Origin of the sequence: Sporosarcina oncorhynchi, assembly GCF_033304615.1 — a bacterium.
Taxonomy (GTDB): Bacteria; Bacillota; Bacilli; order Bacillales_A; family Planococcaceae; genus Sporosarcina; species Sporosarcina oncorhynchi.
Window position 1 is genome coordinate 569294 of the sequence record NZ_CP129118.1, and the last position, 22349, is coordinate 591642.

21 protein-coding genes and 2 riboswitches are annotated in these 22349 nt (G+C 39.8%); of the genes, 19 read left to right on the plus strand and 2 right to left on the minus strand.

Annotated elements, in window-relative coordinates; genetic code table 11:
• Positions 1 to 101: 101 nt before the first annotated feature.
• Positions 102 to 755, minus strand: coding sequence for a response regulator transcription factor (locus QWT69_RS02765; protein WP_317968749.1), 654 nt, complete (start codon positions 753 to 755; stop codon positions 102 to 104).
• Positions 756 to 787: 32 nt separating this feature from the next.
• A riboswitch (cyclic di-GMP riboswitch) is annotated at positions 788 to 868 on the minus strand.
• Positions 869 to 1186: 318 nt separating this feature from the next.
• Between QWT69_RS02765 and QWT69_RS02770 the strand changes: the two genes are divergently transcribed.
• The 12 genes from QWT69_RS02770 to QWT69_RS02825 all read left to right on the plus strand — a co-directional run bounded on the left by QWT69_RS02770 (position 1187) and on the right by QWT69_RS02825 (position 14624).
• Complete coding sequence (locus QWT69_RS02770; protein ID WP_317968751.1) at positions 1187 to 2575, plus strand: M20/M25/M40 family metallo-hydrolase; 1389 nt, start codon at positions 1187 to 1189, stop codon at positions 2573 to 2575.
• Positions 2565 to 3761, plus strand: coding sequence for a M24 family metallopeptidase (locus QWT69_RS02775; RefSeq protein WP_317968753.1), 1197 nt, complete (start codon positions 2565 to 2567; stop codon positions 3759 to 3761). Before QWT69_RS02770 ends, QWT69_RS02775 begins: the two co-directional genes overlap by 11 nt.
• Positions 3743 to 5092 (plus strand): M20/M25/M40 family metallo-hydrolase, encoded by a 1350-nt coding sequence (locus tag QWT69_RS02780; protein WP_317968755.1) that lies wholly within the window; start codon positions 3743 to 3745, stop codon positions 5090 to 5092. Before QWT69_RS02775 ends, QWT69_RS02780 begins: the two co-directional genes overlap by 19 nt.
• Complete coding sequence (locus QWT69_RS02785) at positions 5067 to 6248, plus strand: M24 family metallopeptidase (RefSeq protein ID WP_317968757.1); 1182 nt, start codon at positions 5067 to 5069, stop codon at positions 6246 to 6248. The genes QWT69_RS02780 and QWT69_RS02785 overlap by 26 nt, the downstream gene beginning before the upstream one ends.
• Positions 6245 to 7204, plus strand: a complete 960-nt coding sequence (locus QWT69_RS02790) for an ABC transporter permease (protein WP_317968759.1) — start codon at positions 6245 to 6247, stop codon at positions 7202 to 7204. Before QWT69_RS02785 ends, QWT69_RS02790 begins: the two co-directional genes overlap by 4 nt.
• A 24-nt stretch (positions 7205 to 7228) precedes the next feature.
• Entirely contained in the window at positions 7229 to 8137 is a 909-nt protein-coding gene (gene opp4C / locus QWT69_RS02795; RefSeq protein ID WP_317968761.1) for an oligopeptide ABC transporter permease, read from the plus strand.
• 10 nt (positions 8138 to 8147) lie between these two features.
• Positions 8148 to 9830: a peptide-binding protein gene (locus QWT69_RS02800; protein WP_317968763.1), complete on the plus strand. Its 1683-nt coding sequence runs from the start codon at positions 8148 to 8150 to the stop codon at positions 9828 to 9830.
• Between the two features lie 90 nt (positions 9831 to 9920).
• The gene (locus tag QWT69_RS02805) at positions 9921 to 10994 is read left to right on the plus strand and encodes a M24 family metallopeptidase (RefSeq protein ID WP_317968765.1); all 1074 of its coding nucleotides are present in this window, start codon (positions 9921 to 9923) and stop codon (positions 10992 to 10994) included.
• Between the two features lie 13 nt (positions 10995 to 11007).
• On the plus strand, positions 11008 to 11994 hold the full coding sequence (locus QWT69_RS02810) for an ABC transporter ATP-binding protein (protein WP_317968767.1): 987 nt from the start codon (positions 11008 to 11010) through the stop codon (positions 11992 to 11994).
• 3 nt (positions 11995 to 11997) lie between these two features.
• Complete coding sequence (locus tag QWT69_RS02815; protein ID WP_317968769.1) at positions 11998 to 12996, plus strand: ABC transporter ATP-binding protein; 999 nt, start codon at positions 11998 to 12000, stop codon at positions 12994 to 12996.
• Entirely contained in the window at positions 12983 to 14125 is a 1143-nt protein-coding gene (locus QWT69_RS02820) for an NAD(P)/FAD-dependent oxidoreductase (protein ID WP_317968771.1), read from the plus strand. Before QWT69_RS02815 ends, QWT69_RS02820 begins: the two co-directional genes overlap by 14 nt.
• Before the next feature lie 13 nt (positions 14126 to 14138).
• Positions 14139 to 14624 carry a DUF3830 family protein gene (locus QWT69_RS02825; RefSeq protein ID WP_317968772.1) on the plus strand — a complete coding sequence of 162 codons (486 nt, stop codon included), beginning with the start codon at positions 14139 to 14141 and terminating at the stop codon, positions 14622 to 14624.
• Between the two features lie 232 nt (positions 14625 to 14856).
• Here the strand turns inward: QWT69_RS02825 and QWT69_RS02830 are convergent, their stop codons facing one another.
• Positions 14857 to 15987: an aminotransferase class V-fold PLP-dependent enzyme gene (locus QWT69_RS02830; RefSeq protein WP_317968773.1), complete on the minus strand. Its 1131-nt coding sequence runs from the start codon at positions 15985 to 15987 to the stop codon at positions 14857 to 14859.
• Positions 15988 to 16021: 34 nt separating this feature from the next.
• Between QWT69_RS02830 and QWT69_RS02835 the strand changes: the two genes are divergently transcribed.
• From QWT69_RS02835 to QWT69_RS02865, 7 genes are all read left to right on the plus strand, one after another.
• Positions 16022 to 16720 (plus strand): Crp/Fnr family transcriptional regulator, encoded by a 699-nt coding sequence (locus QWT69_RS02835; protein WP_317968774.1) that lies wholly within the window; start codon positions 16022 to 16024, stop codon positions 16718 to 16720.
• A 365-nt stretch (positions 16721 to 17085) separates the two neighbouring features.
• Positions 17086 to 17169, plus strand: a riboswitch (cyclic di-GMP riboswitch).
• An 88-nt stretch (positions 17170 to 17257) separates the two neighbouring features.
• On the plus strand, positions 17258 to 17899 hold the full coding sequence (locus QWT69_RS02840) for a LuxR C-terminal-related transcriptional regulator (RefSeq protein WP_317968776.1): 642 nt from the start codon (positions 17258 to 17260) through the stop codon (positions 17897 to 17899).
• A 551-nt stretch (positions 17900 to 18450) separates the two neighbouring features.
• Positions 18451 to 19047 (plus strand): TasA family protein, encoded by a 597-nt coding sequence (locus QWT69_RS02845; RefSeq protein ID WP_317968778.1) that lies wholly within the window; start codon positions 18451 to 18453, stop codon positions 19045 to 19047.
• A 166-nt stretch (positions 19048 to 19213) separates the two neighbouring features.
• The gene (locus tag QWT69_RS02850) at positions 19214 to 20353 is read left to right on the plus strand and encodes a hypothetical protein (protein ID WP_317968780.1); all 1140 of its coding nucleotides are present in this window, start codon (positions 19214 to 19216) and stop codon (positions 20351 to 20353) included.
• Positions 20295 to 20909, plus strand: a complete 615-nt coding sequence (gene sipW, locus QWT69_RS02855) for a signal peptidase I SipW (RefSeq protein ID WP_317968782.1) — start codon at positions 20295 to 20297, stop codon at positions 20907 to 20909. Before QWT69_RS02850 ends, sipW begins: the two co-directional genes overlap by 59 nt.
• A 32-nt stretch (positions 20910 to 20941) precedes the next feature.
• A complete protein-coding gene (locus tag QWT69_RS02860; protein ID WP_317968783.1) occupies positions 20942 to 21601 on the plus strand; it encodes a hypothetical protein in 660 nt (219 codons plus the stop codon).
• Between the two features lie 99 nt (positions 21602 to 21700).
• Entirely contained in the window at positions 21701 to 22273 is a 573-nt protein-coding gene (locus QWT69_RS02865) for a class D sortase (protein ID WP_317970869.1), read from the plus strand.
• Positions 22274 to 22349 lie beyond the last annotated feature (76 nt).

Below are 22349 nucleotides of genomic sequence, written 5' to 3' on the forward strand. Positions count from 1 at the left end.
TGGATAAAATAAGCGAAATACTAACTGCACATTTTAATACAAAAAAAGAGCCGCTAATGGGCTCTTGGCATTACTATAAATTTCTTTTTATCGTCATTCCGTCAAACTAACACATCAACCCGATACTGGACTAATCCCGTTTCGTTTGCATATAAAGCAGCATGTGTGCGATCGCCAAGGCTAAGTTTTGATAAGATTTGACTAACATGCTTTTTTACTGTGTGTTCTGTAATGAACAGATTATGGGCGATTTGTTTATTGGAAAAACCAAGCCCAAGCTTCCCTAGCACTTCCTTTTCTTTTAAGGTCAATTGCTCTAACGGACTTTTGTCTACAAAAGATTCCCTTTGCGACTGAATAAGCAGGTCAATCATATCAGGATCATAATACTTCCTTCCGCGCTGAATCATATACAAGGCATATATGAATTCTTCAGGAAGCGCTTGTAAAGAAATGAACGCATCCACCCCCAATACTCTTGCCTGTTCAAACAGCATGAGATCCTGTGAGTTCGTCAAAATGGCGAATTTGCAGTGTCCATTATACTGTTTTGCTTCCGCAATGATCTCCAAACCACTCTCGTGCCCCAACTTAAAATCGATAATAAACAAATCAGGTTTTACTGTTTGAAGTAAATGAAGGGATTCTCGCTTGTTTACGGCTTCTCCAACTACTTCAAGCTCGCCGGGTGCTGACAAAGTAAAAATCAACCCTTTGCGAATAAGCGTTTGATCATTTGCTAATAGTATTTTCATCGATAAACCCCCCCGTCTAAAATGCTCCGGTGATTTGAGGTCGGTTGCACTACTGACTCCATATATCCAAAGTGCCCACGTAGAGGATATACTTCAACGTCTCCTATGTATGTAGGCTTGCTTTAATGAATGATGTGGAAAATAAATATTCTGAATCATTACGTTTAGTATAGAGGGGATTTTAGAAGTTGAATACTGAGGAATGTTAGTGTTTGGGCTCAATTGGTGGAATGACACTGCCATTACTCGAGCAGATGTAAAAGGAAAATCCCTACTATCGTTAAGGTATCTGGCCATACGTAATTGACAGGCACTAAATCAACCCTAAATAGAAACTTTTGAAAACAGGCAATTGTGTAAACTATTTTACATCTTAGTTGTTAGAACTCTCTTATAATAAAAACAAGCAAAAGGGATAAGGGGTGTAATTGATGATGGAATCTGCAGCAACTCTTTTATCAAAATATATACAAATCGATACTTCAACTACATCTGGAAATGAAAAAAGCGGCTTGTTGTACATGCAAATGGTAGCAGAGTCATTTGGTCTCTATACCTATTATCATGAAACGACCGTAACTAAAGGTAATTTAATCATTGCATTGCATAAGGAAGATTTACTCCCTTTTTATAATGAAGTATATATAAAGAATTATCGAAAAAAAGGAACACCATTTTCCAAAGAAGTCATGGTCCTTCTCTCACATGTCGATGTGGTTGATGCCAACGCCGATGATTGGCGTTATCCTCCTTATTCAGGAGAAATTATCGAGGGGGAAATATGGGGAAGAGGAGCGATTGATGCGAAACAAATCGGAATCACCCATTTACTCACAATGCGAAATTTAAAAGAAATGGACTCTCCAATTTCGATTATACAAGTCATTACATCTGAAGAAGAGTATGGCAGTGAAAATGGATTGAAACGGTTATTGAGTGACTACCCATTTCTATGGAAAGGGGTAACCGTTTGGAATGAAGGGGGAGGATTTCCAATACAAGTCGGTGATACGTTCTTTTATCTAGTAGAGACTGGACAGAAAGGGAATATGTCATTCACAGTGACAATTCCTCAAAAGAAATCATCAAATCCTTACTTACCTTCAAATCAAACAGACATTGCCGCCTTTCGTATGGTGCAAGCCTTGCATACGATGAAAGTCGAAAATGAATCGATTCCTGCATCTGTATCAAAAATGTTTTCACTTATGGTGAAAGGGATGAAAAGCGACGCATCGTTTGACCGATATGACGATTTAATAGCAACCCTTCCTGAAGAACATAGAAGAATGTTTTCTGCAATGACTAAAACTACATTTACGGTGACAGCGGTTCATGGTGGGAAACGTCATCCGAAACTGAAAGGGAGTTATCAACTATCCGTTGATGTACGGCCACTTCCGATAACTAAGCTAGCAGATGTAAAAAGAGTAGTTGAACAGACAATTACCGACATTGAACCTGAAGCGATTATTGACTGGGTGTATGAGAGTGAAGGATATGACCGGGAATTACCGGAAAGTATGAGGCGGATTCTAGAGAGACAACTGCAGTTGGGCAATGTGGAAACGGCTATTGTTGTGCCCTTTATGACGATTGGAAGTAATGATGGAAAATATTTTAATGATGTTCAAGCGACAGTACTTGGCTACTGCCCAATGACAACTAATATGACATTTGATCGTGTCTTACCGTTAGTACATGGCGTAGATGAACGTATTGGCATTGTAGAGTTGGAGTTTGGAATACAGCAGCTTACAGCCGTTTTTAAAAATATTATAGAGGAATCGATGGAAGGAGAAATGAGTTATGAAAGGTAGTAATGCAAAAGTTGTTCGCGAGAAACTGGAACAAGCAACTCAATTAATGAAAAAACATGAAATTGATACGTGGCTCGTCTTGACAAGAGAAGGATCCGATCCTGCATTACCGTTATTAGTAGGCGTCCGTTCCGTTCATCAAGCGGCAATCTTCATCCGGGAGTCTGGTAAACATATTGTGTTGACATCGAAAAGTGATGCCGGTAGTTATGAATCGACAAATTTATTCGATGAAGTTCGAGTGTATGAATCTTCGATGGAGAAAGCCTTTACAGAACTTTGGAATGAGCTTAGCGTAGAAAAACTTGCTTTAAATATCTCTGAACAAGATCACTTATGTGACGGGCTTACATATGGTCTGTATTCATGGCTCAAAGATAACGTAGGAGAGCAAATCTTACATGAGAGAGAAATTTCAAGTGAAGAAATGCTTGGTGAATTGCGGAGCATTAAGACCGAAGCGGAAATTGCTACGGTCGCTGAAGCTGTTAGAATCACAGTGGAAATATTTGAATCTGTCCATTCAAAATTGAAACCATTTATGACTGAAATAGAGATTGGGAACCTTTTTGTTGAAGAGATGAAAGAGCGGGGCGTTTCGTCAGGTCTTGGAGATGCTTATGATCCACCATTGGTTTGTGCAGTGAGACATGGCCTAGCACACCGTAAACCAAGTGATCGTCTTGTCGAACCAGGTGACATCGTCATTATAGACTTCAGCATGAAATATGAAGATTACGTATCGGATATTGCGAGGACATTTTACTTCTTGAAAGATGGAGAACAAGAGGCCCCTGCTACTGTCAATCATGCATTTGAAACAGCATATAAGGCCATAACTGAATCAATCGAGGCATTGTTAGTAGATAAAAAAGGCTATGAAGTGGATGCGGTTGGAAGAAAAGTGATTGAAGAAGCAGGTTATCCGACGATACGCCACTCCGTTGGACATCAAATCGGCCGGGCTACGCATGATGGGGGAACAACACTGGGTCCGCGACGTGTTCCAGTACGATTGGCAGTGGAAGGATCACTAAAAGCGGGTGAGATATACGCAATTGAACCGACTGTTATTCAAGATAAGGGGCTCCCTTGCATGCTCGTGGAAGAAAACGTATTAGTGACTGAAGAAGGTCCGGTCCTATTAAGCAAGAGGCAAGATACATTATGGCTCGTGAAAAGGTAGGTGCATACAAAATGGATAGTAAATTGTTAGATAAAACAGTAAAACTATTACAAGAATTAATCCAAACCGACACGACGAATGAGTACGCAACTGAAATCGAGGCAGCAAACGTGCTCATTGAATTCTTTAATGGCTACGAGATTGAATCTGAAATCATTCTGAGCCCTGAAGGCAGGGCGAATTTTGTCGCAACGTTAGTTGGAGAACAACAGCAGGAACCTCTTATTCTATTATCCCATCTAGATGTAGTTGGACCGGGAAGCGAGGAATGGACGTATCCTCCATTTAGTGGGGCAATTGACAAAGGCGTGGTATGGGGGAGAGGAACACTTGATACAAAACAGCTGACAGCGATGCATGCAGCAGTGTTTGTGGAAATGAAAAGATTACAAGATCAAGGTTTATTACAGCGGACTGTTATCTTTCTGGCTACGGCTGATGAAGAAAACGGGAGTCAAGAAGGCATGGCTTTTATAGCTGAACAGTATAGCGAGTATTTCACCGATGCTAGCGTATTCAGTGAAGGTGGAGGGTTCATTGTTGAAGACAATGAACAAAGATACATGTTTGTCGCCGCCGGAGAAAAAGGAACGGCTAAGGTTAAGTTGAAATCGGTAGGAGTAGGCGGACATGCGGGGGCTCCTCCAGCAGATCAGGCCCTTCTATTCTTAGTTAGTGGATTGACCAGTCTGCTTCAACAGAGTTTTGACCCGCCAACCTATTCAATTTTGGAGAATTATATGGGGAACTTCAAGAAGACTATCGAAAAAAGTGAACAAACGAGCGAAGATGAAATCTTTATAAAACAAATGTATGAATATATGAAGTTTCCGACAGTTACGATTGAAAAAGTCGATGTTGGCCAACAAATAAATGTCGTTCCCTATTATGCAGAAGCAACGATTGAAATTAGAACATTACCAATGCAAACAAAACAGGATGTGACTGCGATACTAGAACAACTATTTCAAACGTCTAATGTTGAGTGGGAAATCACGTTCTTCCAGCAAGGGTATGAATGTGAAATAGCTACGAATGAGCTTAGGTATATAGAAAATACGAGTGCACAATTTGGTTATCCTGTAGCGATAATGCCCTTTACGGCACTTGGGAAAACGGATGGACGGTTTATCGGTACCTTTGCCGCTAACATCTATGGTATCTCACCCGTCATGATTCCATTTACAGAAGTGTTGAAGCGGGTTCATGCCACTGATGAAAGAATTGAGCTTGATTCTTTTGAATACGGAACAAAACTTTTAGTAGATACAATCACTTATTTAGCGAGAAAAGAGGTAGAAATCTATGCTGATTCAGAAAGAGAAAGTTGAACAGGCGATTGCATACTTAAATGAAGGATACGCTGATGCTTGGTTGATATATGCAAGTGAAAGTAGTGATCCATGTTTGTCGCTCATTCCAGGTGTGGCGAGTGTGGGCCCAGGAATCTTTATCTTTACTAAAGAAGGCGGACGCTACGCTGTCTGCAACTCAATCGATGCACAGGATATCGAAGAGAGTGGGATTTTTGATGAAGTTATTAAACCGGACAGTAGTATTGAAGAAAGTCTTTGTGAATTGATCAGAAGAATAGCACCAAAGAAGATTGCACTCAATTACTCAGTGGAAGAACCATTAGCGGATGGTTTAACAACAGGTCGTTATCGCTGGTTAATGAAAACATTATTTGAGTTTGATGAGATTGAGTATATTTCATCGGAGACGTTGCTGACAAAAATCAGAAGCATTAAATCCGATTCTGAGCTTGCTGCCATACAAAAGGCAGTCGATATTACAGTTGATATTTATGAGGCTGCTTTCAATCGATTAAGAGTAGGGATGTCTGAAATCGAAGCGGGTGATCTATTTGTTCAAGAATTGAAAAAGCGCGGCGTCGTCAATGGAGTGGATCGCACTGCATCCTGCCCGATTGTCATGAAAGAAAACATTGCGCATAGGCCACCGGGAAAGGCAGTTATTGAAGCTGGCGATCTAGTAATCTTTGATTTCAGTGTTGAATATGAAGGGTACGTATCCGATATTGCTAGAACAGTTTATTTTCTGAAGAAAGACGAAACCGAAGCACCCGAAAAAATACGAAACACATTCAAAACGATACATGAAGCGATAACGATGGCGAAAGAGGCGATGCGGCCAGGTGTAAAGGGGTTTGAAATCGATCAAATTGCGAGAGAACACTATAGGGAAAATGGATATCCGGATATTACACATGCAACTGGGCATCAGATAGGGAAGGATGTACACGATGGCGGTGCATTATTAGCACCTAGATGGGAGAGATATGGGAATTCTCCCTACCTCGAATTGGAATCGCGAATGGTTTTTACAATTGAACCGACCATTTTTATGGATGATGGTATTCATTTTATTGTAGAAGAGAACGTTGTAGTTACAGAAGATGGGGCAGAATGGCTTTCTATTAGACAAGATGAAGTCATCTGTATTCCATGGGGGGGAGACGCTTGAAAAAGTATGTGATAAAACGGATTCTTCAATCCATACCGATTCTGTTCGGGATAACCATCATGACGTTTTTCATCATGCAATTGGCTCCTGGTAACCCGATGGAAACAATGATTAATCCTAAAATATCACCAGCAGAAATGCAGAAGATGCGTGATAGTCTGGGTTTAAATGAACCTTTATATGTTCAATATCTGACATGGATAAAAGAAATCTTGCAAGGGAATCTGGGCTATACAGTTAAAACCGGTCAACCCGTAGCACACCTAATTATGGAAAGACTTCCTGCGACATTACTATTGACAGGGTGCGCTTTTGTAATGGCCTTTGTGATTGGCATTCCATTAGGCGTCTACTCGGCAACACATCGCTATAAGTTGCAAGACTATGTATTGACTGTCTTTTCTTTCATAGGGATTTCAATCCCATCATTCTTTCTGGGGTTGGGGATGATATTCTTCTTTGCTCTCAAATTGGGTTGGTTGCCGACTTCTGGAATGGTATCTATAGGCGCCGATTATAAAGGAATGGCTCTAATTATTGATTATTTAAAACACGTAATAATGCCTGCGACTGTCTTGGCAATGCCGACGATAGCAGTAGTCATGCGATTCACGAGATCCAGTATGTTAGAAGTTCTGAGTCAGGATTATATTCGGACGGCTGATGCCAAAGGGTTGAAAAAGAGTGTTGTATATTTGAAACACGCTTTGCGTAATGCGCTTATACCTGTAATCACCATTTTCGGATTATCAATTCCGTTCTTATTTGGCGGCGCTTATATTACGGAGTATATATTTAACTGGCCAGGTATGGGAAGTTTAGGAATTCAAAGTATAGTAGCACGTGAGTACCCGGTCATCATGGCGTTGAATCTGTTCACTTCGATTCTAGTTATGTCAGGTAATTTGATTGCTGATATTATGTACGCTTGGGCTGATCCAAGGATCCGTTACTAGGCATGGGTTGAAAGGAGGAATTACATGACACGTGAAATTGTTGCCGATGTCCCCATGGAACCAGGACGGAAAATATCGGATGCTGGAGCGTGGAAGCGATTTAAGAAAAATAAGTTAGCTGTATTTGGAGCTGTCGTTTTAACAATCTTAGTAGTAGTTGCCTTATTGGCCCCAGTACTAGCCCCATATGATCCGTATATATCGCAGACTAAAGCGGATGGTACTTATAATGTACACGCAAGTCCATCAGGAGAGCATTTGCTTGGAACCGATAGTCTTGGGCGTGATTTGTTAAGTCGGATTATGTATGGTGGCCGTGTTTCAATCAGTGTAGCATTTGTCGCAGTACTGATTTCTACAATGACAGGTGTTATTTTAGGGATGATATCAGGTTATTACGGTAAATGGGTTGACACTGTAATAATGCGAATTACAGATATCGTCATTTGTTTCCCTGTATTATTCTTGGCAATCTCTATTGCAACAATCTTAAAACCAAGTATTTTTAATGTGATGATAATCATCGGGTTAGTCAGTTGGACGACGATGACAAGACTTGTAAGGGGCGAAGTGTTAAGGGTAAGAGAAACAGAATACGTCGAAGCTGCAAGAGCAATGGGGCAAAACAATCCCATAATCATTTTAAAACATATTTTGCCGAATATTATGGCGCCGATTGTTGTTCAAGCAACCCTTCAAACGGCGGAAGCTATTTTGACAGAATCTTCTTTAAGTTTTTTAGGTGTAGGTGTTCAGCAGCCTGTACCAAGTTGGGGAAACATGCTCTATGAAGCAACGTCCATAATGGTTCTCCAGTTTAAACCATGGGTTTGGGCACCGGCGGGATTTGCTATTTTGATAACGATTTTATGCATTAACTTTGTTGGTGACGGTTTACGCGATGCACTGGATCCAAAAACAAAAAAAGATTAGGAGAATGAAAATGAAAAAAATGAGATCAGCAGTTTTGTTGTTTTTTGTGTTAATGCTAATTGCCGCGTGTTCAACACCTGAGGATAAAACATCCACTGCTGACGGTGGCAATGGTGACAAGGAAACTGTCAAAGAAGGCGGAAGTTTGACGATTGCATTCAACAGCGAACCAGGAAACTTAAACCCTATGATTTATGCAACATCATCAGATACAAATGTTACGCATATGATTTTTGATTCTCTAGTGATACCAGATGAAGAACTGAAAATGATAGGTAGTCTGGCAGAGAGCTGGATAGTATCTGATGATAATAAAGAATATACGTTCAAGCTTAAAGAAGGCGTGAAATGGCATGACGGGGAACCATTCACAGCTGAAGATGTTGCTTTCACATTCACTGCATTAGCTCACCCTGACTACGATGGAGGCGCATATTGGCGTGTAGATCCATTGGTTGGAGCGGAAGCGTACAAAAATGGCGAGGCAGACTCCATAGATGGAATTGAAGTAGTTGATGAAACGACTATCAAGTTTACGACGAATGATCCATTTGCTCCGTTCCTATCAGGTCTATTCATCGGGTTATTACCAAAACATATATTAGAAGATGTAAGTCCGGGAGAATGGGCAAAGCATGAGTCAAACCGTGCGCCAATTGGAACAGGACCATTCAAATTCAAAAAGTGGGAAACAGGACAATATATTGAACTTGAAAAGAATGAAGAATATTTCCAAGGTGCGCCAAAACTAGATAAGGTGTTTGCACGCTTCGGTGATGCCAATACAATGCTTGCTTCATTTATTAGTAAAGATGTAGATATCACTTCTGTACCCGTTGCTGAAACACCTTCTGTTTCAAGTTTGGATTATGGTGAACTTGTGACACAGAATCAGTTAAGTGTCTATTACGTTGGATTCAATTCAAAAGCAGACCATTTTGGAGATAAGCGAGTACGACAAGCATTGGCGCATGCAGTCGATAAACAAAACATCGTTACTTCAATTCTGGGCGAATATGGTGAAGTCTCTGAAGATGTATTCCCTTCAAGTCACTGGTCGCATAATCCTGACGTGCCTGTTTATGGGTATGATAAAGCGAAAGCCGAATCATTGCTTGAAGAAGCCGGGTACGAAAAGAACTCGAAAGGTATTTTTGAAAAGGATGGAAAACCTTTAACCTTTACATTTGAAGTGCCAACAGGAACAAAAGAACGTGAACAATCAGCTGTGTTATTGAAACAAATGTGGGAACAAGTTGGTGTGATTGCTGAAATTCGCTCACTAGATTTCCCTACACTCGTTACAAAATTACTGCCTAAAAATGAAGATGGCGGACAACGTGAAGTGAAATCAGATGATTATTCGGCGTATATACTTGGATTCGGTATAGAAGCGGATCCAGATGAATATCGCAGTTACTTCGGTTCAGCTTATCAACCGCCAAATGGCTATAACTTTGTTGGATATTCCGATGCAAATGTTGATGAACTATTAGAGAAACAAGCTAGAGAGATTGATTTTGAACAAAGGAAACAGTACATCTGGGAAGTCGGACACAAACTTGCTGAAGACGAAATTTGGATCCCATTATACGAACAAAACGCTCCATTTGTTACAAATACACGTGTGCAAGGATTTGAACCTGACTTCCGCGGTGTAACATTCAACGCAAAAAACTGGTCTGTTCAGTAAAAAAAGGTTGAAGGGGAGTCGAAGGGCTTCCCTTTACATTATCTATTCATCCTTTCTTAAAACAGTCTACTGAATAGGGGGAGCTTTTCAATGTTTGATGTAAAACATAGCCAGCTTCAAAATCTAATGAATGAGAAACAATTGGACGGTGTATTTATCCATTCCTATGAAAATCGACGTTATTTTACCGGATTTACTGGAAGCAATGGCGTTTACTATTATGACGGTCATGAAGATTATTTGTGGACGGATCAACGCTACACACTTCAGGCAACAGAGCAAGCTGCATTTTGTACTGTTGAAGTGGCAAATGGGCCGATGGATCAGTTCTATGCATCTAAACTACCTGAAAGATTGAAAGGTCGGGTAGGTTTTGAGTCAACAGAAATGTCCGTCTCGCAATTTGAAGGATTTAAAAAGATGATTCCACATGTCGAATGGGTGCCGCTTCAAAGTGAGTTTCTAACGATTCGTGCACGCAAATCTAAAGAGGAGCTTTCAGTAATCAAAAAGTCAATACAAGCGTCCGATCAAGCATTCAAGCAATTACTGAAAAATATTCATATTGGAATGACTGAATTAGATGTTCGGAATGAGTTGGAGTATTTGATGCTAAAAGGAGGGCATGAAGGGCCTGCTTTTGGGACAATTGTCGCATTTGGAGAGCGTGCAGCGTTACCACATGCTGTACCCACGACCCGTAAGCTAAAAGAAAATGAATATGTGCTTATTGATTTCGGCATAAATTATGAAGGATATATGTCTGATATGACTAGAACAATAGCTGTAGGTGAAATAGATAACGAATCATCAAAAGTATTCGAGCTAACCTTAAAGGCGCTTGAATCATCCATTAAAGCAGTCAGACCGGGGGTTACCGGCAGCCAGCTTGATGCGATTGCAAGGGATATTTTTGAAGAGGCAGGCTTAGAGAAATATAGTTTGCGTGGGCTCGGACATGGCGTAGGCTTGCAAATACATGAGAGTCCGAGAATCGTACAAAATGGCACGGATATTGTAGAAGAAGGAATGGTATTTACGATCGAACCAGGTATATATATCCCTAATCAAGTAGGCGTAAGAATCGAAGATATTGTATACGTCACCGAAGAAGGATGCGATGTATTAACGACAACACCACGTAGAATCGAACTGGCGATATAAGGGAGCTGTCTGAATGGAAACTATTTTAAAGGTTCAAAACTTGAAGACGTACTTTTACGCAGATGGCAAAGAAATACCTGCGGTAGATGATGTGTCATTTGAGATTAAACAAGGTGAGACACTTGGAATAGTCGGTGAATCAGGGAGTGGCAAAAGTATAACGTCTCTATCTATATTATCTTTAATCCCTAAACCACCTGGGAAAATCGTAGGCGGAGAAATATTGTTCAAAGGGGAAAATATTTTAACCTACAATGAAAAACAAATGAGGGAATTACGTGGCAATAAAATCTCGATGATTTTTCAAGAACCAATGACCTCGTTAAACCCCGTCTTCACGGTAGGAAATCAAATTATGGAAACGTTGGTATTACATCAGAAACTATCAAAAAAACAAGCCAGACTTAAAGCTATTGAAATGCTTCAACTTGTTGGAATTCCGTTGGCTGAAAAAAGGATTGACGAATATCCCCATCAGTTATCAGGAGGGATGAGACAACGTGTCATGATCGCAATGGCCCTCTCTTGTAATCCAGAACTGTTAATTGCAGATGAACCAACAACCGCACTTGATGTGACAACACAAGCACAAATTCTGGAGTTAATGAAAGACTTGAAAGTTAAGTTGAACATGGCAACATTATTAATCACCCATGATTTAGGGGTAGTATCGGAATCAGCTGATCGAGTGGCAGTTATGTATTTAGGGCGAATCGTCGAATACGCGGATGTTGAATCATTCTTTGATGAACCGCTTCATCCCTACTCAATTGGTTTGTTAGATTCGATTCCCAGTATGTATGAAGAAATAGATCGGTTAAGTCCAATTCCTGGGCAAGTGCCTCACCCTACCGATCTTCGCAAAGGTTGTAGATTCCATACAAGATGTCCGCATGCAAAAGAACTTTGTAGACAAGAAGAGCCAGAGTTAATGGCGGTCGGGGACAAAAAAGTTAGATGCTGGTTATATGATGAACGTTATCAGGCAGAGGAGGTGTAATGTATGAAACAACCTTTACTTCAAGTGGAAGGTTTGAAAAAATGGTTCTCAGTTGAAAGCGATAAGTTTATCGGTGGAAAAAAACAATATGTTAAAGCGGTCGATTCTATCGATTTCACAATCAAAAAAGGTGAAACATTAGGCCTGGTTGGTGAATCGGGATGTGGGAAATCAACTGCGGGTAGAGCACTTTTAAGACTCATTGAAGCAACTGAGGGGAAAGTTCTATTGGACGGTGTGAATCTGTATAACTTAAATGCCCGTGAGTTGAAAAGCTTGCGAAAAGATATGCAAATTGTTTTTCAAGATCCATATGCATCTTTGAATCCAAGATTAAAAGTGCGTCAAATCATTGAAGAACCTATGACAATTCATACAAAACTCTCTAAAAAAGAACGGGAAGTTAAAGTGAAACAAATCATGTCTGATGTCGGACTGAATGAAATGTATCTAGATCGTTATCCACATGAGTTTTCCGGTGGGCAACGGCAACGTATAGGTATTGCAAGAGCCCTTGCGGTGGAACCAAAACTGATTATCATGGATGAACCGGTCTCAGCATTGGATGTGTCTGTACAAGCACAAGTCTTAAATCTAATCCAAGATTTACAACAGAAATACGACTTGACCTATTTATTCATCACACATAATTTAAGTGTTGTTAAACATATTTCAGATAATATCGCTGTAATGTATTTGGGGAAAATTGTGGAATACGGCAATAAGAAGATGTTTTTCGAAAAGCCACTTCATCCTTATTCACAAGCATTAATAAGTGCTATACCTGAAACAAATCGTAATCTTCGCAGGGAGAGAATTCTCCTTAAAGGCGATATTCCGAGCCCTATGAACCCACCCGAAGGTTGTCGTTTTCATACAAGGTGTCCATTTGCAATGAGTATTTGTAAGACACAGGAACCGCAATTTTTAGAAATAGAAGAAAATCACTTTGCAGCTTGTCATCTCTACACAGAAGGAGTTAAAAGCGATGAAAAAATATGATGTTATCATAGTTGGTGCAGGTATTATTGGTTGTTCAATCGCCTATTTTTTAACGGAAAAAGGATGCACAAATGTCTTAGTCATAGACAAAGGCGGAATTGCTTCAGATATTACAGGTATTTGTCCTGGGGGTGTACGTCAGCAATGGGGTACGGAGATTAACTGCGTTATGTCCCGCGAATCAACGAAGTTCTTCCGTTCAATTAACGAACATTTAGAGCCTGAATATGAAATCAAATTCCGAGAAGTTGGATATTTATATACATTCCATTCTGAGCATGCATTGGCTAACTATAAGGAAAGTGTCGAGTTGCAAAACAGTCTTGGAATCCCGACAAAGATTATCTCTCCGGAACAAGTAGCTGAAATTATTCCGGGCATAAATACAGATAGTTTTATTGCAGCATCCTATTGCGAAACGGATGGTTTTGCGGACGATGCCTATCATGTGACGAATAGCCTTGCTGAAGCTGCAAAACGTAAAGGTGTAACGTTTATAAATGATGAAGTAACGTCAATTGAAATGAGTGATGGAACGGTAACAGGAGTTCATTGCGCGAAAAATGGCTTGATCAGCACAGAGAAAGTCGTGAATGCCGCTGGGTTAGGATCGAAAAGATTGGCTGAGATGGCTGGTGTGGATTTGCCGATTAATTTTGAGACTAGAAGAATTCTTTATACAAATCGTATTGAAGAGCGTATTCTGGAACCATTGCTTGTCAGTTTTGAGAAAGGGTTTGCGGCGAAGCAATTGACGGATGGTACGCTGTATTGCAGCTATATCGGAAAAGATCTTCAAGCACCCTATTCAATGTTCGACTTCCAACTAAAAGCAGCAGAAGTCGGTATGGAGTTATTCCCACCCCTGGACCAAGTGGAATTCCGTACACATGTTGACGGTACTTATGATAGCACACCTGATCACCAAGCAATCCTTGGCGAGGTGGATGCTGTAAATGGGTATTATCAAGCTGTTGGAATGAGTGGGCACGGCTTCATGATGTCTCCTGCAATTGGAGAGGCCGTTGCCGCTGTGACTTTAGGCCACGAACCTGCCATTGATATAACGACATTGAACTTCAGACGATTTGAAAAAAATGAATTGGTCATTGAACCAAGTGTTGTGTAAAGGAGATTAGAAGATGACTAAAATTGAAATAGAGTTTCCCGATTCTCAGATAGTGATTAGAGCTCAATTGGAAGAAGTCAAAGCACCAGTAACAACAGAATCCATTAAAAAGATCTTGTCAACAGGTCCAGTTGAAACGGTTGGCAGGCATGCTATGTATACAGGTAAAGAAATTAGTGTTCAATTCTCTGAAGATCGTTGTAATGGAAGTGGACTAACCGGCGATGTAAAAGAAAATTTGACGTGCTTTCCACAACCAGGTGATTTGCTGTTTACATACATGCCAGCGTATGCTTGGGGAGGAGTGCCTTCCCAGATATTCGATATAGGGATTTTTTACGGAAAAGATGCAAGAACATTTTTCCCTATGGGATGGTTGCCTGGAAATCTATTCGCAACAGTAGTACCTGAAGACCTTGAAAAGCTTGCAGAATTAGGTTCGAAGGTGCACCTGAATGGACAACAACACCTTATCATCAGAGAAATTCAAAAAAGTTAGTAAGGATTTTAAATAGTAAAAGCAAGGCTCCATTCATAAACAAATGGAGCCTTGCTTTTTAGTTCAATTAAGATGAACATTAATTCATTCTTGCCGCTACTATAGAATGGAATATTAGGTTTCTTCAACACATTAATGTTCTAACTTGAAGAAGTATTTAATATGTCTGCATAATCTGATATACTAGTATAAAGGTTACTCGAATTCTAGTAACTTCTAAACAAGTTTAAAATTAAGCCAATGTCTCAGGAAGATGCTTTACGATAGCGTCAAGGGCTTTAATAATGTCCCCTTTCGTATTATAAAAATGGGGTGCGAGTCGAATACAATCTTTCCGAGCTGATAAGATCAAGTTTTCATTTCTAAGTAATTGTTCCATCCGATTTGCATCTTTGCAATAAATTGCTGTGGCGGATCCTCTATCGCTTGCTGAAGTTGGGCTGTATAATTGCAGATTTCGTTTAATGGCTTCTTGGAATGTGAATTCGGATAGCTCAGTTAGATGAGCTTCGATTGCTTCTACACCTACATTGAGAATGTATTCTAGTGCAGCATTGGCAATGTATGCATTTATGACAGGTGGTGTTCCAGTATTAAACCTTTGTGCACTATCTGCATATTCAAGTAAGTCATAATGAAATCCGAAAATGTCTTTTTGGCCAAACCAACCGATTGTTGAAGGTTCCAGTGATTCGGCTAAGTCTTTCCGGATGTACATAAACGCAATTCCTGGAACCCCAAGTAAATACTTTTGCATCCCTGCAACAAGTATATCGATGTTATCTTTTTTTACGTCAATAGACACAGCCCCCGCGGATTGATAAGCATCTACAAAAAGTAAGGATCCCTTTCTATGAACAATCTCTGAAACAGCTCTTAAGTCTTGCTTGAACCCATTATAAAATGAAACATGCGGTATGCATGTTAATGCTGTATTATCGGTGACGTATTTTTCATAAGATTCAATAGGGATGATATAGTCCTGATTAGGGATAAATTTCAGTTCGAAGCTTTTCTTCTTTTGTTGAGCGAGTATAGACTGCCCGATGCAAGGGAAATCCATAGAGGTCGTTACGACTTCTCTACCAGACAACGGCAAGGCGTTCAGAACAGAGGATATGCAATCAGAAACGGATCCCAAAATAGCGATTTCAGAGGGATCACAATTAATGAGTGTAGCAAACTTTTCTTTCGCTAAATTTGTCACACGCATCCATTCATTCCAATCCATTCCTGAAACCAGTAAACTATTCTCATACTCTTTAAACGCATGTAGTACTTGGGAAGACATGGCACTTTGCGAGCAACTCGATAACATTGTTTTGGTTGTTAAAATCGGAAAATCATTACGGTAATTTTTCATCACTAAACTTCCTTTCGAATGGGGTGTCATTGATATGGATAGTCATATGAAAGAGCTAGAGTTATTAAATCCTTGGTTTGATAAACTTCCATATCAATGGGAGAATCTAAACGAGTTCGGGTCTATTATTAAATTCAAGAAAAACGAACCGATATTTCATCAAAATGATTACAGTGAATATATATATCTTGTGAAAAAAGGGCGAGTAAGATTATATCTAATAAGTCCTGGTGGAGAAGAAAAAGCATTAGCCATTGTCGGTGAAAATGGAATACTAGGTGAGTGCTCTCTAAGTCAAGATTCAACTTATTCCACAAGTGCAATATGCGCATCTGACGTCGAATTAAGAAGGATTACGAGACAAGATTTTGTGAAATTTATCGCGCGTGAACCCGATTTCATATTTCAAACACTCGATATGATTACAAAAAAATACCGTCTACTAGCTACACAATCACTTCAGCTCAGTTACATGAAATCTTTGCCACGAATTTGTGCATTACTCGTTCAATTATCACAAAAATATTCAGTAATACTTGATGATAAAAAAATACAGTTAACCATCCAATTCACTCAACAAGAAATGGCAAACTTGCTGGGTACAACGCGTGTAACTGTCGCCAAAAATATAAAGTGGCTTGAAGATCAGCAATATATTCATAAACAGGGGAAGTTTTATGTGATAAATGACATTCAAGAATTAAATGAATTGGCAAATGATCAACTGTATTAAACTCATTGTATAAAAATATTTAGAAAAGTTATGTAAATTAGTTTACACTATTGATTTTAAGGTTGCATTTATTTAGGGAACGTGACCAATTGGATGATAACGACGCCTTTTGTGCATTCGTGCGCAGGAGGTGTTGTTTTTTATTTGGAATTCCAAATCTATACTTCTGCCAAAGACGATATTCTCATCTACCTTGAAAGTAATTCTGTAAAGGGAGAGAATCGAAATTAAAAATACGTTATGAAAGGAGTGTGATTTGGTAATCAACCGACAAACTTCCCCCTTAAAATACAAAAATAGAACCAAAATCCTCCGAATAATCGACAATGTATTCTGATTAATTTGGTTATACTAGTTCTAACAGTAGCATATATGGAAACGTTGAAGTGCAATCCCCTATTTGGGCACCTGGGACGCATGGAGTGAGTGGTGCAACCGGCCTTTTTACACTCGGAGAAATCTGGGCGAGATTGGGCTTTTTTCTGTTTGGGGAAACAGATTCCAATCGACCAATAGAGAAGAGGGGGCGAACAGGAGATGAGAGTAGGAATCGTAATGAGTCATCCTTTAATGAGTAAAGGTTTAGCGGCCGTTTTAAGCCAACAAGAAAATATAGAAATTGTTGGAGAAGCGGAGCATCTTGAAGAGGCGCTTTCGAATTTAGTGGTAACAGAGCCTGATGTGGTGATCATCGATAGTCAGTTAGGATTGAGGTCTTGTTTCGATAGTATAGAAGAAGCCAAATTCAAAGGACTCAACTGTAAATTTATCGTACTATCTTCTACAACAACGATCGCGGACTTTGAACGTGCAAAAGCACTCGGTGTGGCAGGCTATATGTCTAAACGCATTTTGCCCGAAGAAATAGTACATGCGTTGGCGATGATTCAGAAAGGGCGAACCTACTATGACACAACTCTATTAGAAGAAATGATGACGCCAAAGCTTCACTACGCTAGACCGAATACGGTTGAATCATTGACACCTAAGGAGACAGAAGTGCTGATGGAACTGGGAAAAGGACTTTCCAATCGTGAAATCGCCAAAACCCTATTTATTACCGAATATACCGTCAAAAAACACGTCAGTCAGGTGTTAGGGAAACTGACTCTGACCGATCGAACACAAGCAGCTCTCTATGCCAATGCAGCAGGATTGGTGAAGTATGTTGTGAATTAAAGAGAATAGAATTCGTATTAATAAAAATGAACTATCAACACTCTCTTACTAGCTAAAATGTAGGAGAGTTTTTTTATGGACAGAACCCATCCACATATAGACTGACATTCGCTAGATAATCAAAAGTATACCAAGGAAGTACACGAAAGTAGTAACATATGTTGAAAAAAGACTATCCCTTTGAGGGAAGTTGAAATCCTGTAGGCTGTCTATACTAAGGATAGTTCCAACTTCATAGTCGAAAGAGAACAAGAAAGAGGAGGAGATGCATGGGATAGAGAGATACGTATATATTGAAGTTATTATTTGTGGGGAAAAAATGCATGCTGCTTCTTTTCTGGATGCTATCAGATAGGAAGTAAGATATGTTAACGCAATTGAGTACAGTACTCCTCTGAGTATATACGAATTGTTGAACTTCTAATTGACAAAATGTTTATAGCGCTCGGCTATGAGAAGGTACGAGGAATCAGATACGATCTATCGGCATTATAATCTTAACGAGTGCAAAACGCACTACAAAAAACTACAACTAAATGGAGGAAATAAAAATGACTTTAAAAAAGAAACTAGCAATGGGCGTAGCAACTGGAGCATTAGCATTAAGCATGATCGGTGGAGGAACGTATGCTTATTTCAATGATGTTGAAACAAGCACAAATCAATTTGCTGCAGGTACATTGGATCTAACACTAAATCCTGAGACGATTATCAATGTCGACAATATCAAACCAGGCGACTGGATGAACCGTACTTTCAAATTGGAAAACACGGGTAGCCTTGATATTTCCAAGATCTTCTTGACTACTTCTTATACGGAGTCGGTTGCAGGTTTTGGAGAACACATTGTAGTAGACTTCCTGAAGAATGAAGATAAAGGCAGTATTGCTGGACCTAGCAACGTGATTGTATCTAAGACGTTAGCAGAATTGGCGAGCATGACACCAGATGCTGTTAAAAACCTATCACCTACATTCTTCGGCTGGCAAGGTGGAGAAGCTAGTGGTATTAAAGCGGGTACCAAAGATAATATGTATGTGAAGTTCAGATTCAATGAAAACAATCTAGATCAAAACGCTTACCAAGGCGCATCTTTAGAACTTAAATGGATGTTCGATGCACAGCAAACAGCTGGTCAATCTAGATAATAATCACTGATACACGGGGAGGAGAGCCTTTCTCCTCCCTCATTCTATTTCATAAAACCACAAGTACTCCACCTAATATATATTTCTCAACATACAAGCCGATGTTGTATTTTGAGGAATGTATGTAAGGAAAGATAAATTATCAAAATAGAAAGGTGGAATCACATTGAAAAGCGCGCGTAGACGAAGATACAAAAAGAACAATCGTACTTTTATATTCAGCTTGAAAATAGCGCTCATATTATATTTGGTGATTTTTGGAACGAATTATATATCGAGTGGGACTTCAGCCTATTTCATTAACCAAACGGAAACATCCCAGTCAATTACAGCCGGTTTTTGGGAAGTACCAAAAGTCATTGTAGATGAATGTGGTGAAGTTATAGGAATTACCAATGTAGTAAGTGAGTTTGCTCCTAGTGATAACAACGTACTTTCTGTCGATGGTACAGGAGAAAATCAAACTACAAACGTAGAAAACAACGACGAACAAGAACTATCTGACAATAACCCGAAGGAAGACGCGATATCGGGAAATGAAACCGAAGTTAATAATACTACAGAAAATCCTGAAGATATTCAGGTGCCAAGTGTAGAAAATGACGTGAATCCTCAACAGATTGTAGATAAACCGATTGAAGTAATTGAGAGTGATGCATCGTCAAATAACGACAGTAATGTTGACAGCGATCCGACAGTCATAACTCCTGATGAAGCTATTGAAGAAGACACACCGCCGACAGAAGAAGAGGAAATCGACCAGCCAGAGTCGCAAAATACACCTGAGGATGAAAGTGAAAGTGGTGTAGAAACAAGTGGTGATAATGAAATTGACTGTGGTGACAAAAAAGATGAAAAAGAGGATACAGAGTTAACCGACACAGACTGTAAAGACGAAGAGGAATCAGTTTCTAATGAGGAGAGCATAGCTGGTTGTGAAAGTGTAACTGATGAAACTGATGAAGAAGAGAAAGTCGAGGAAGACAAAGAGACACCTGAAAAAGATAGTGAAGATGAACCGGAATTAGAAAATGGAAAGAATGAAGATAGTAAAACACCACCAGATGCTAACAAAGAAAGTGACGAGCTGGGCCCTAACGATTTGATCGAGAAACAACCAATCGAAGAAGATACATCTGACAAGGAACCAAAGCCAACTGTAGATGAATCTTTAGAAAGTGAATTGGATAAAAATCAAGAAAACACACCAATAATTGAACAAAAAAACAACGCGGAGAGTGATACAAATGACAGAGAGAAAGAGGAAACCATCGACAACGAAAAAGATGGTGAAGTGGGTAAATAACCTTGTTACTGGCATCCTAATGGTGTTGTTGATTGGGGTAGCTTCTCTAGTCGTCATTACAAAAGCTTCAGGCGGGGAACCACAGTTTTTTGGCTACCAATTAAAAACAGTGCTTTCAGGTTCCATGGAGCCAGGAATCCAAACAGGCTCAATCATTGCAGTGAAGTTGGCTGAAGATAAGGCTGGTTATGTAGAAGGTGACGTCATCACATTCATGGAAGAAGATATGTTGATCACACATCGGATTACAGAAGTCTTTAACAGTGGAGATTCAATCCTTTACCGTACAAAGGGTGATAACAATAATGCAGCTGATATGAATCCCGTTCTTTCTGACAATGTGGTAGCCAGCTACAATGGTTTTACATTGCCCTATGTAGGTTACTTCATTAATTTCTCACAATCAAAGAATGGTGCGCTGTTACTGTTAATTCCTGGATTCTTATTGCTTATTTATTCTGGAATCACAATTTGGAAAGTCCTTGCTCAAATCGAATTGCCTCAAAAGAAACAAGCAGAAGTAGTTGGGGAAGATGGCGGAAAAAGTTCTACTTGACTCTCTGTCTGAAAAAAGAAGGAGGCATTAAAATGAAAAAACTGTTGCACCCTTTTCTGTTGCTGCTACTAATTAGTGGAATGAGTTTCTTTCATTCAACAAGTGCATTGGCAGAAGGAGAAACTGATACCGAAAAACAGGACGTGGAAATCACTCTTTCTCCTACAGGCACCTTGTTTGATATAAACAATATGAAGCCAGGAGACTGGGCGCCAAGGACGATTACCATCAGCAATTCAGGGATGAAAGACTTTAATTATCTAATGGAATTGCAGAACAATGGAGATCAGAAGCTATTCAATGAACTGCTGCTAGAAATACAAGCCGCTGATCAGAAGTTATATGATGGCAAACTTGCTGCATTCACTGCTATGGCTACAAGAAAGCTAGTAAGTGGTGGTGAAGAAAGTCTAAACATCACAATCCGCTTCCCCGAGCATCTCGGCAATGACTTTCAAGGGGTCCAGTCTGCATTCACTTTCACCTTTACGGCAGAAGGAAAAGATAAAGCTACTGTGTCAGCTTCGACAAATGGAATGATTGACAGTGGCAATGTTAAATCATCAGGGTTCACCCTGCCAGCCACTGCGACTAACATCTTTAATATACTATTATTCGGTTCAATTTTAATGATAGTTGGACTCAGTCTAATGACCATCAGACATTTCAAAAGAGTGAAAGCCGTCCAATAAAAAACGTATAGCTAGCTGCTAGTGCATAGTAATTCATGCATCGGCAGCTTTTTTATTTAAGGCTATCACACAAATTGAATGAGGAGGCAAGGAACATTGATGAAAAAAGTAGCAATCATCTTATTTTTGGTTGGATTATCTTTCGTATTCTACGCAGGTGTGCAACTGAAATCGAACAAGCAGTCTGAAAAAACTGCACTCGTTCACGCCCATAAAATCCTGGAAAGTTCAGATATAACAAAGCCGCCTTCACATCTGTCATTCCAAAGCGGTCAAACAATCGGCGTCCTGCAAATCCCAACTATCGGTAAAGAACTGCCTATCGTAGAAGGGATCGATGAAGATGCATTAAAGAACGGTGTCGGACATTATACAGGCACCGTCTACCCTGGCCAGAAAGACCAGATTCTTTTATCCGGACATAGAGACACCGTCTTTACCGGATTGGACAAACTAAAAACCGGTGATCCGATTATCGTTGAAATGCAACATGGGTCCTTTACCTATGGAGTTAAAGATACGGCTATTGTTGATGGAAATGACACAAGTATCATCCATTCAACAGCACCAAACGAAATGCTGATCTTATCGACATGCTACCCGTTCCGCTATATCGGCAATGCCCCCCAACGATTCATTATCTATGCCGAACCGATGGGTGATTTTGAATGAATGGATTGGAAGTTTAAGAGAAGTTTAAGAATCCAGTAAGAGTTTCATAAGAACGCGTAGTTATAGTTAAGAGTAG

Excerpts from the sequence above, each read along its gene's own strand:
- QWT69_RS02835 (WP_317968774.1), top strand. The coding sequence starts at position 16,022 with ATGGATAGTCATATGAAAGAGCTAGAGTTATTAAATCCTTGGTTTGAT.
- QWT69_RS02765 (WP_317968749.1), bottom strand. The coding sequence starts at position 755 with ATGAAAATACTATTAGCAAATGATCAAACGCTTATTCGCAAAGGGTTG.
- sipW (WP_317968782.1), top strand. The coding sequence starts at position 20,295 with ATGACAGAGAGAAAGAGGAAACCATCGACAACGAAAAAGATGGTGAAG.
- QWT69_RS02805 (WP_317968765.1), top strand. The coding sequence starts at position 9,921 with ATGTTTGATGTAAAACATAGCCAGCTTCAAAATCTAATGAATGAGAAA.
- QWT69_RS02825 (WP_317968772.1), top strand. The coding sequence starts at position 14,139 with ATGACTAAAATTGAAATAGAGTTTCCCGATTCTCAGATAGTGATTAGA.
- QWT69_RS02860 (WP_317968783.1), top strand. The coding sequence starts at position 20,942 with ATGAAAAAACTGTTGCACCCTTTTCTGTTGCTGCTACTAATTAGTGGA.
- QWT69_RS02840 (WP_317968776.1), top strand. The coding sequence starts at position 17,258 with ATGAGAGTAGGAATCGTAATGAGTCATCCTTTAATGAGTAAAGGTTTA.
- QWT69_RS02810 (WP_317968767.1), top strand. The coding sequence starts at position 11,008 with ATGGAAACTATTTTAAAGGTTCAAAACTTGAAGACGTACTTTTACGCA.
- QWT69_RS02785 (WP_317968757.1), top strand. The coding sequence starts at position 5,067 with ATGCTGATTCAGAAAGAGAAAGTTGAACAGGCGATTGCATACTTAAAT.
- QWT69_RS02815 (WP_317968769.1), top strand. The coding sequence starts at position 11,998 with ATGAAACAACCTTTACTTCAAGTGGAAGGTTTGAAAAAATGGTTCTCA.
- QWT69_RS02780 (WP_317968755.1), top strand. The coding sequence starts at position 3,743 with ATGGCTCGTGAAAAGGTAGGTGCATACAAAATGGATAGTAAATTGTTA.
- opp4C (WP_317968761.1), top strand. The coding sequence starts at position 7,229 with ATGACACGTGAAATTGTTGCCGATGTCCCCATGGAACCAGGACGGAAA.
- QWT69_RS02865 (WP_317970869.1), top strand. The coding sequence starts at position 21,701 with ATGAAAAAAGTAGCAATCATCTTATTTTTGGTTGGATTATCTTTCGTA.
- QWT69_RS02775 (WP_317968753.1), top strand. The coding sequence starts at position 2,565 with ATGAAAGGTAGTAATGCAAAAGTTGTTCGCGAGAAACTGGAACAAGCA.
- QWT69_RS02845 (WP_317968778.1), top strand. The coding sequence starts at position 18,451 with ATGACTTTAAAAAAGAAACTAGCAATGGGCGTAGCAACTGGAGCATTA.
- QWT69_RS02770 (WP_317968751.1), top strand. The coding sequence starts at position 1,187 with ATGATGGAATCTGCAGCAACTCTTTTATCAAAATATATACAAATCGAT.
- QWT69_RS02800 (WP_317968763.1), top strand. The coding sequence starts at position 8,148 with ATGAAAAAAATGAGATCAGCAGTTTTGTTGTTTTTTGTGTTAATGCTA.
- QWT69_RS02820 (WP_317968771.1), top strand. The coding sequence starts at position 12,983 with ATGAAAAAATATGATGTTATCATAGTTGGTGCAGGTATTATTGGTTGT.
- QWT69_RS02830 (WP_317968773.1), bottom strand. The coding sequence starts at position 15,987 with ATGAAAAATTACCGTAATGATTTTCCGATTTTAACAACCAAAACAATG.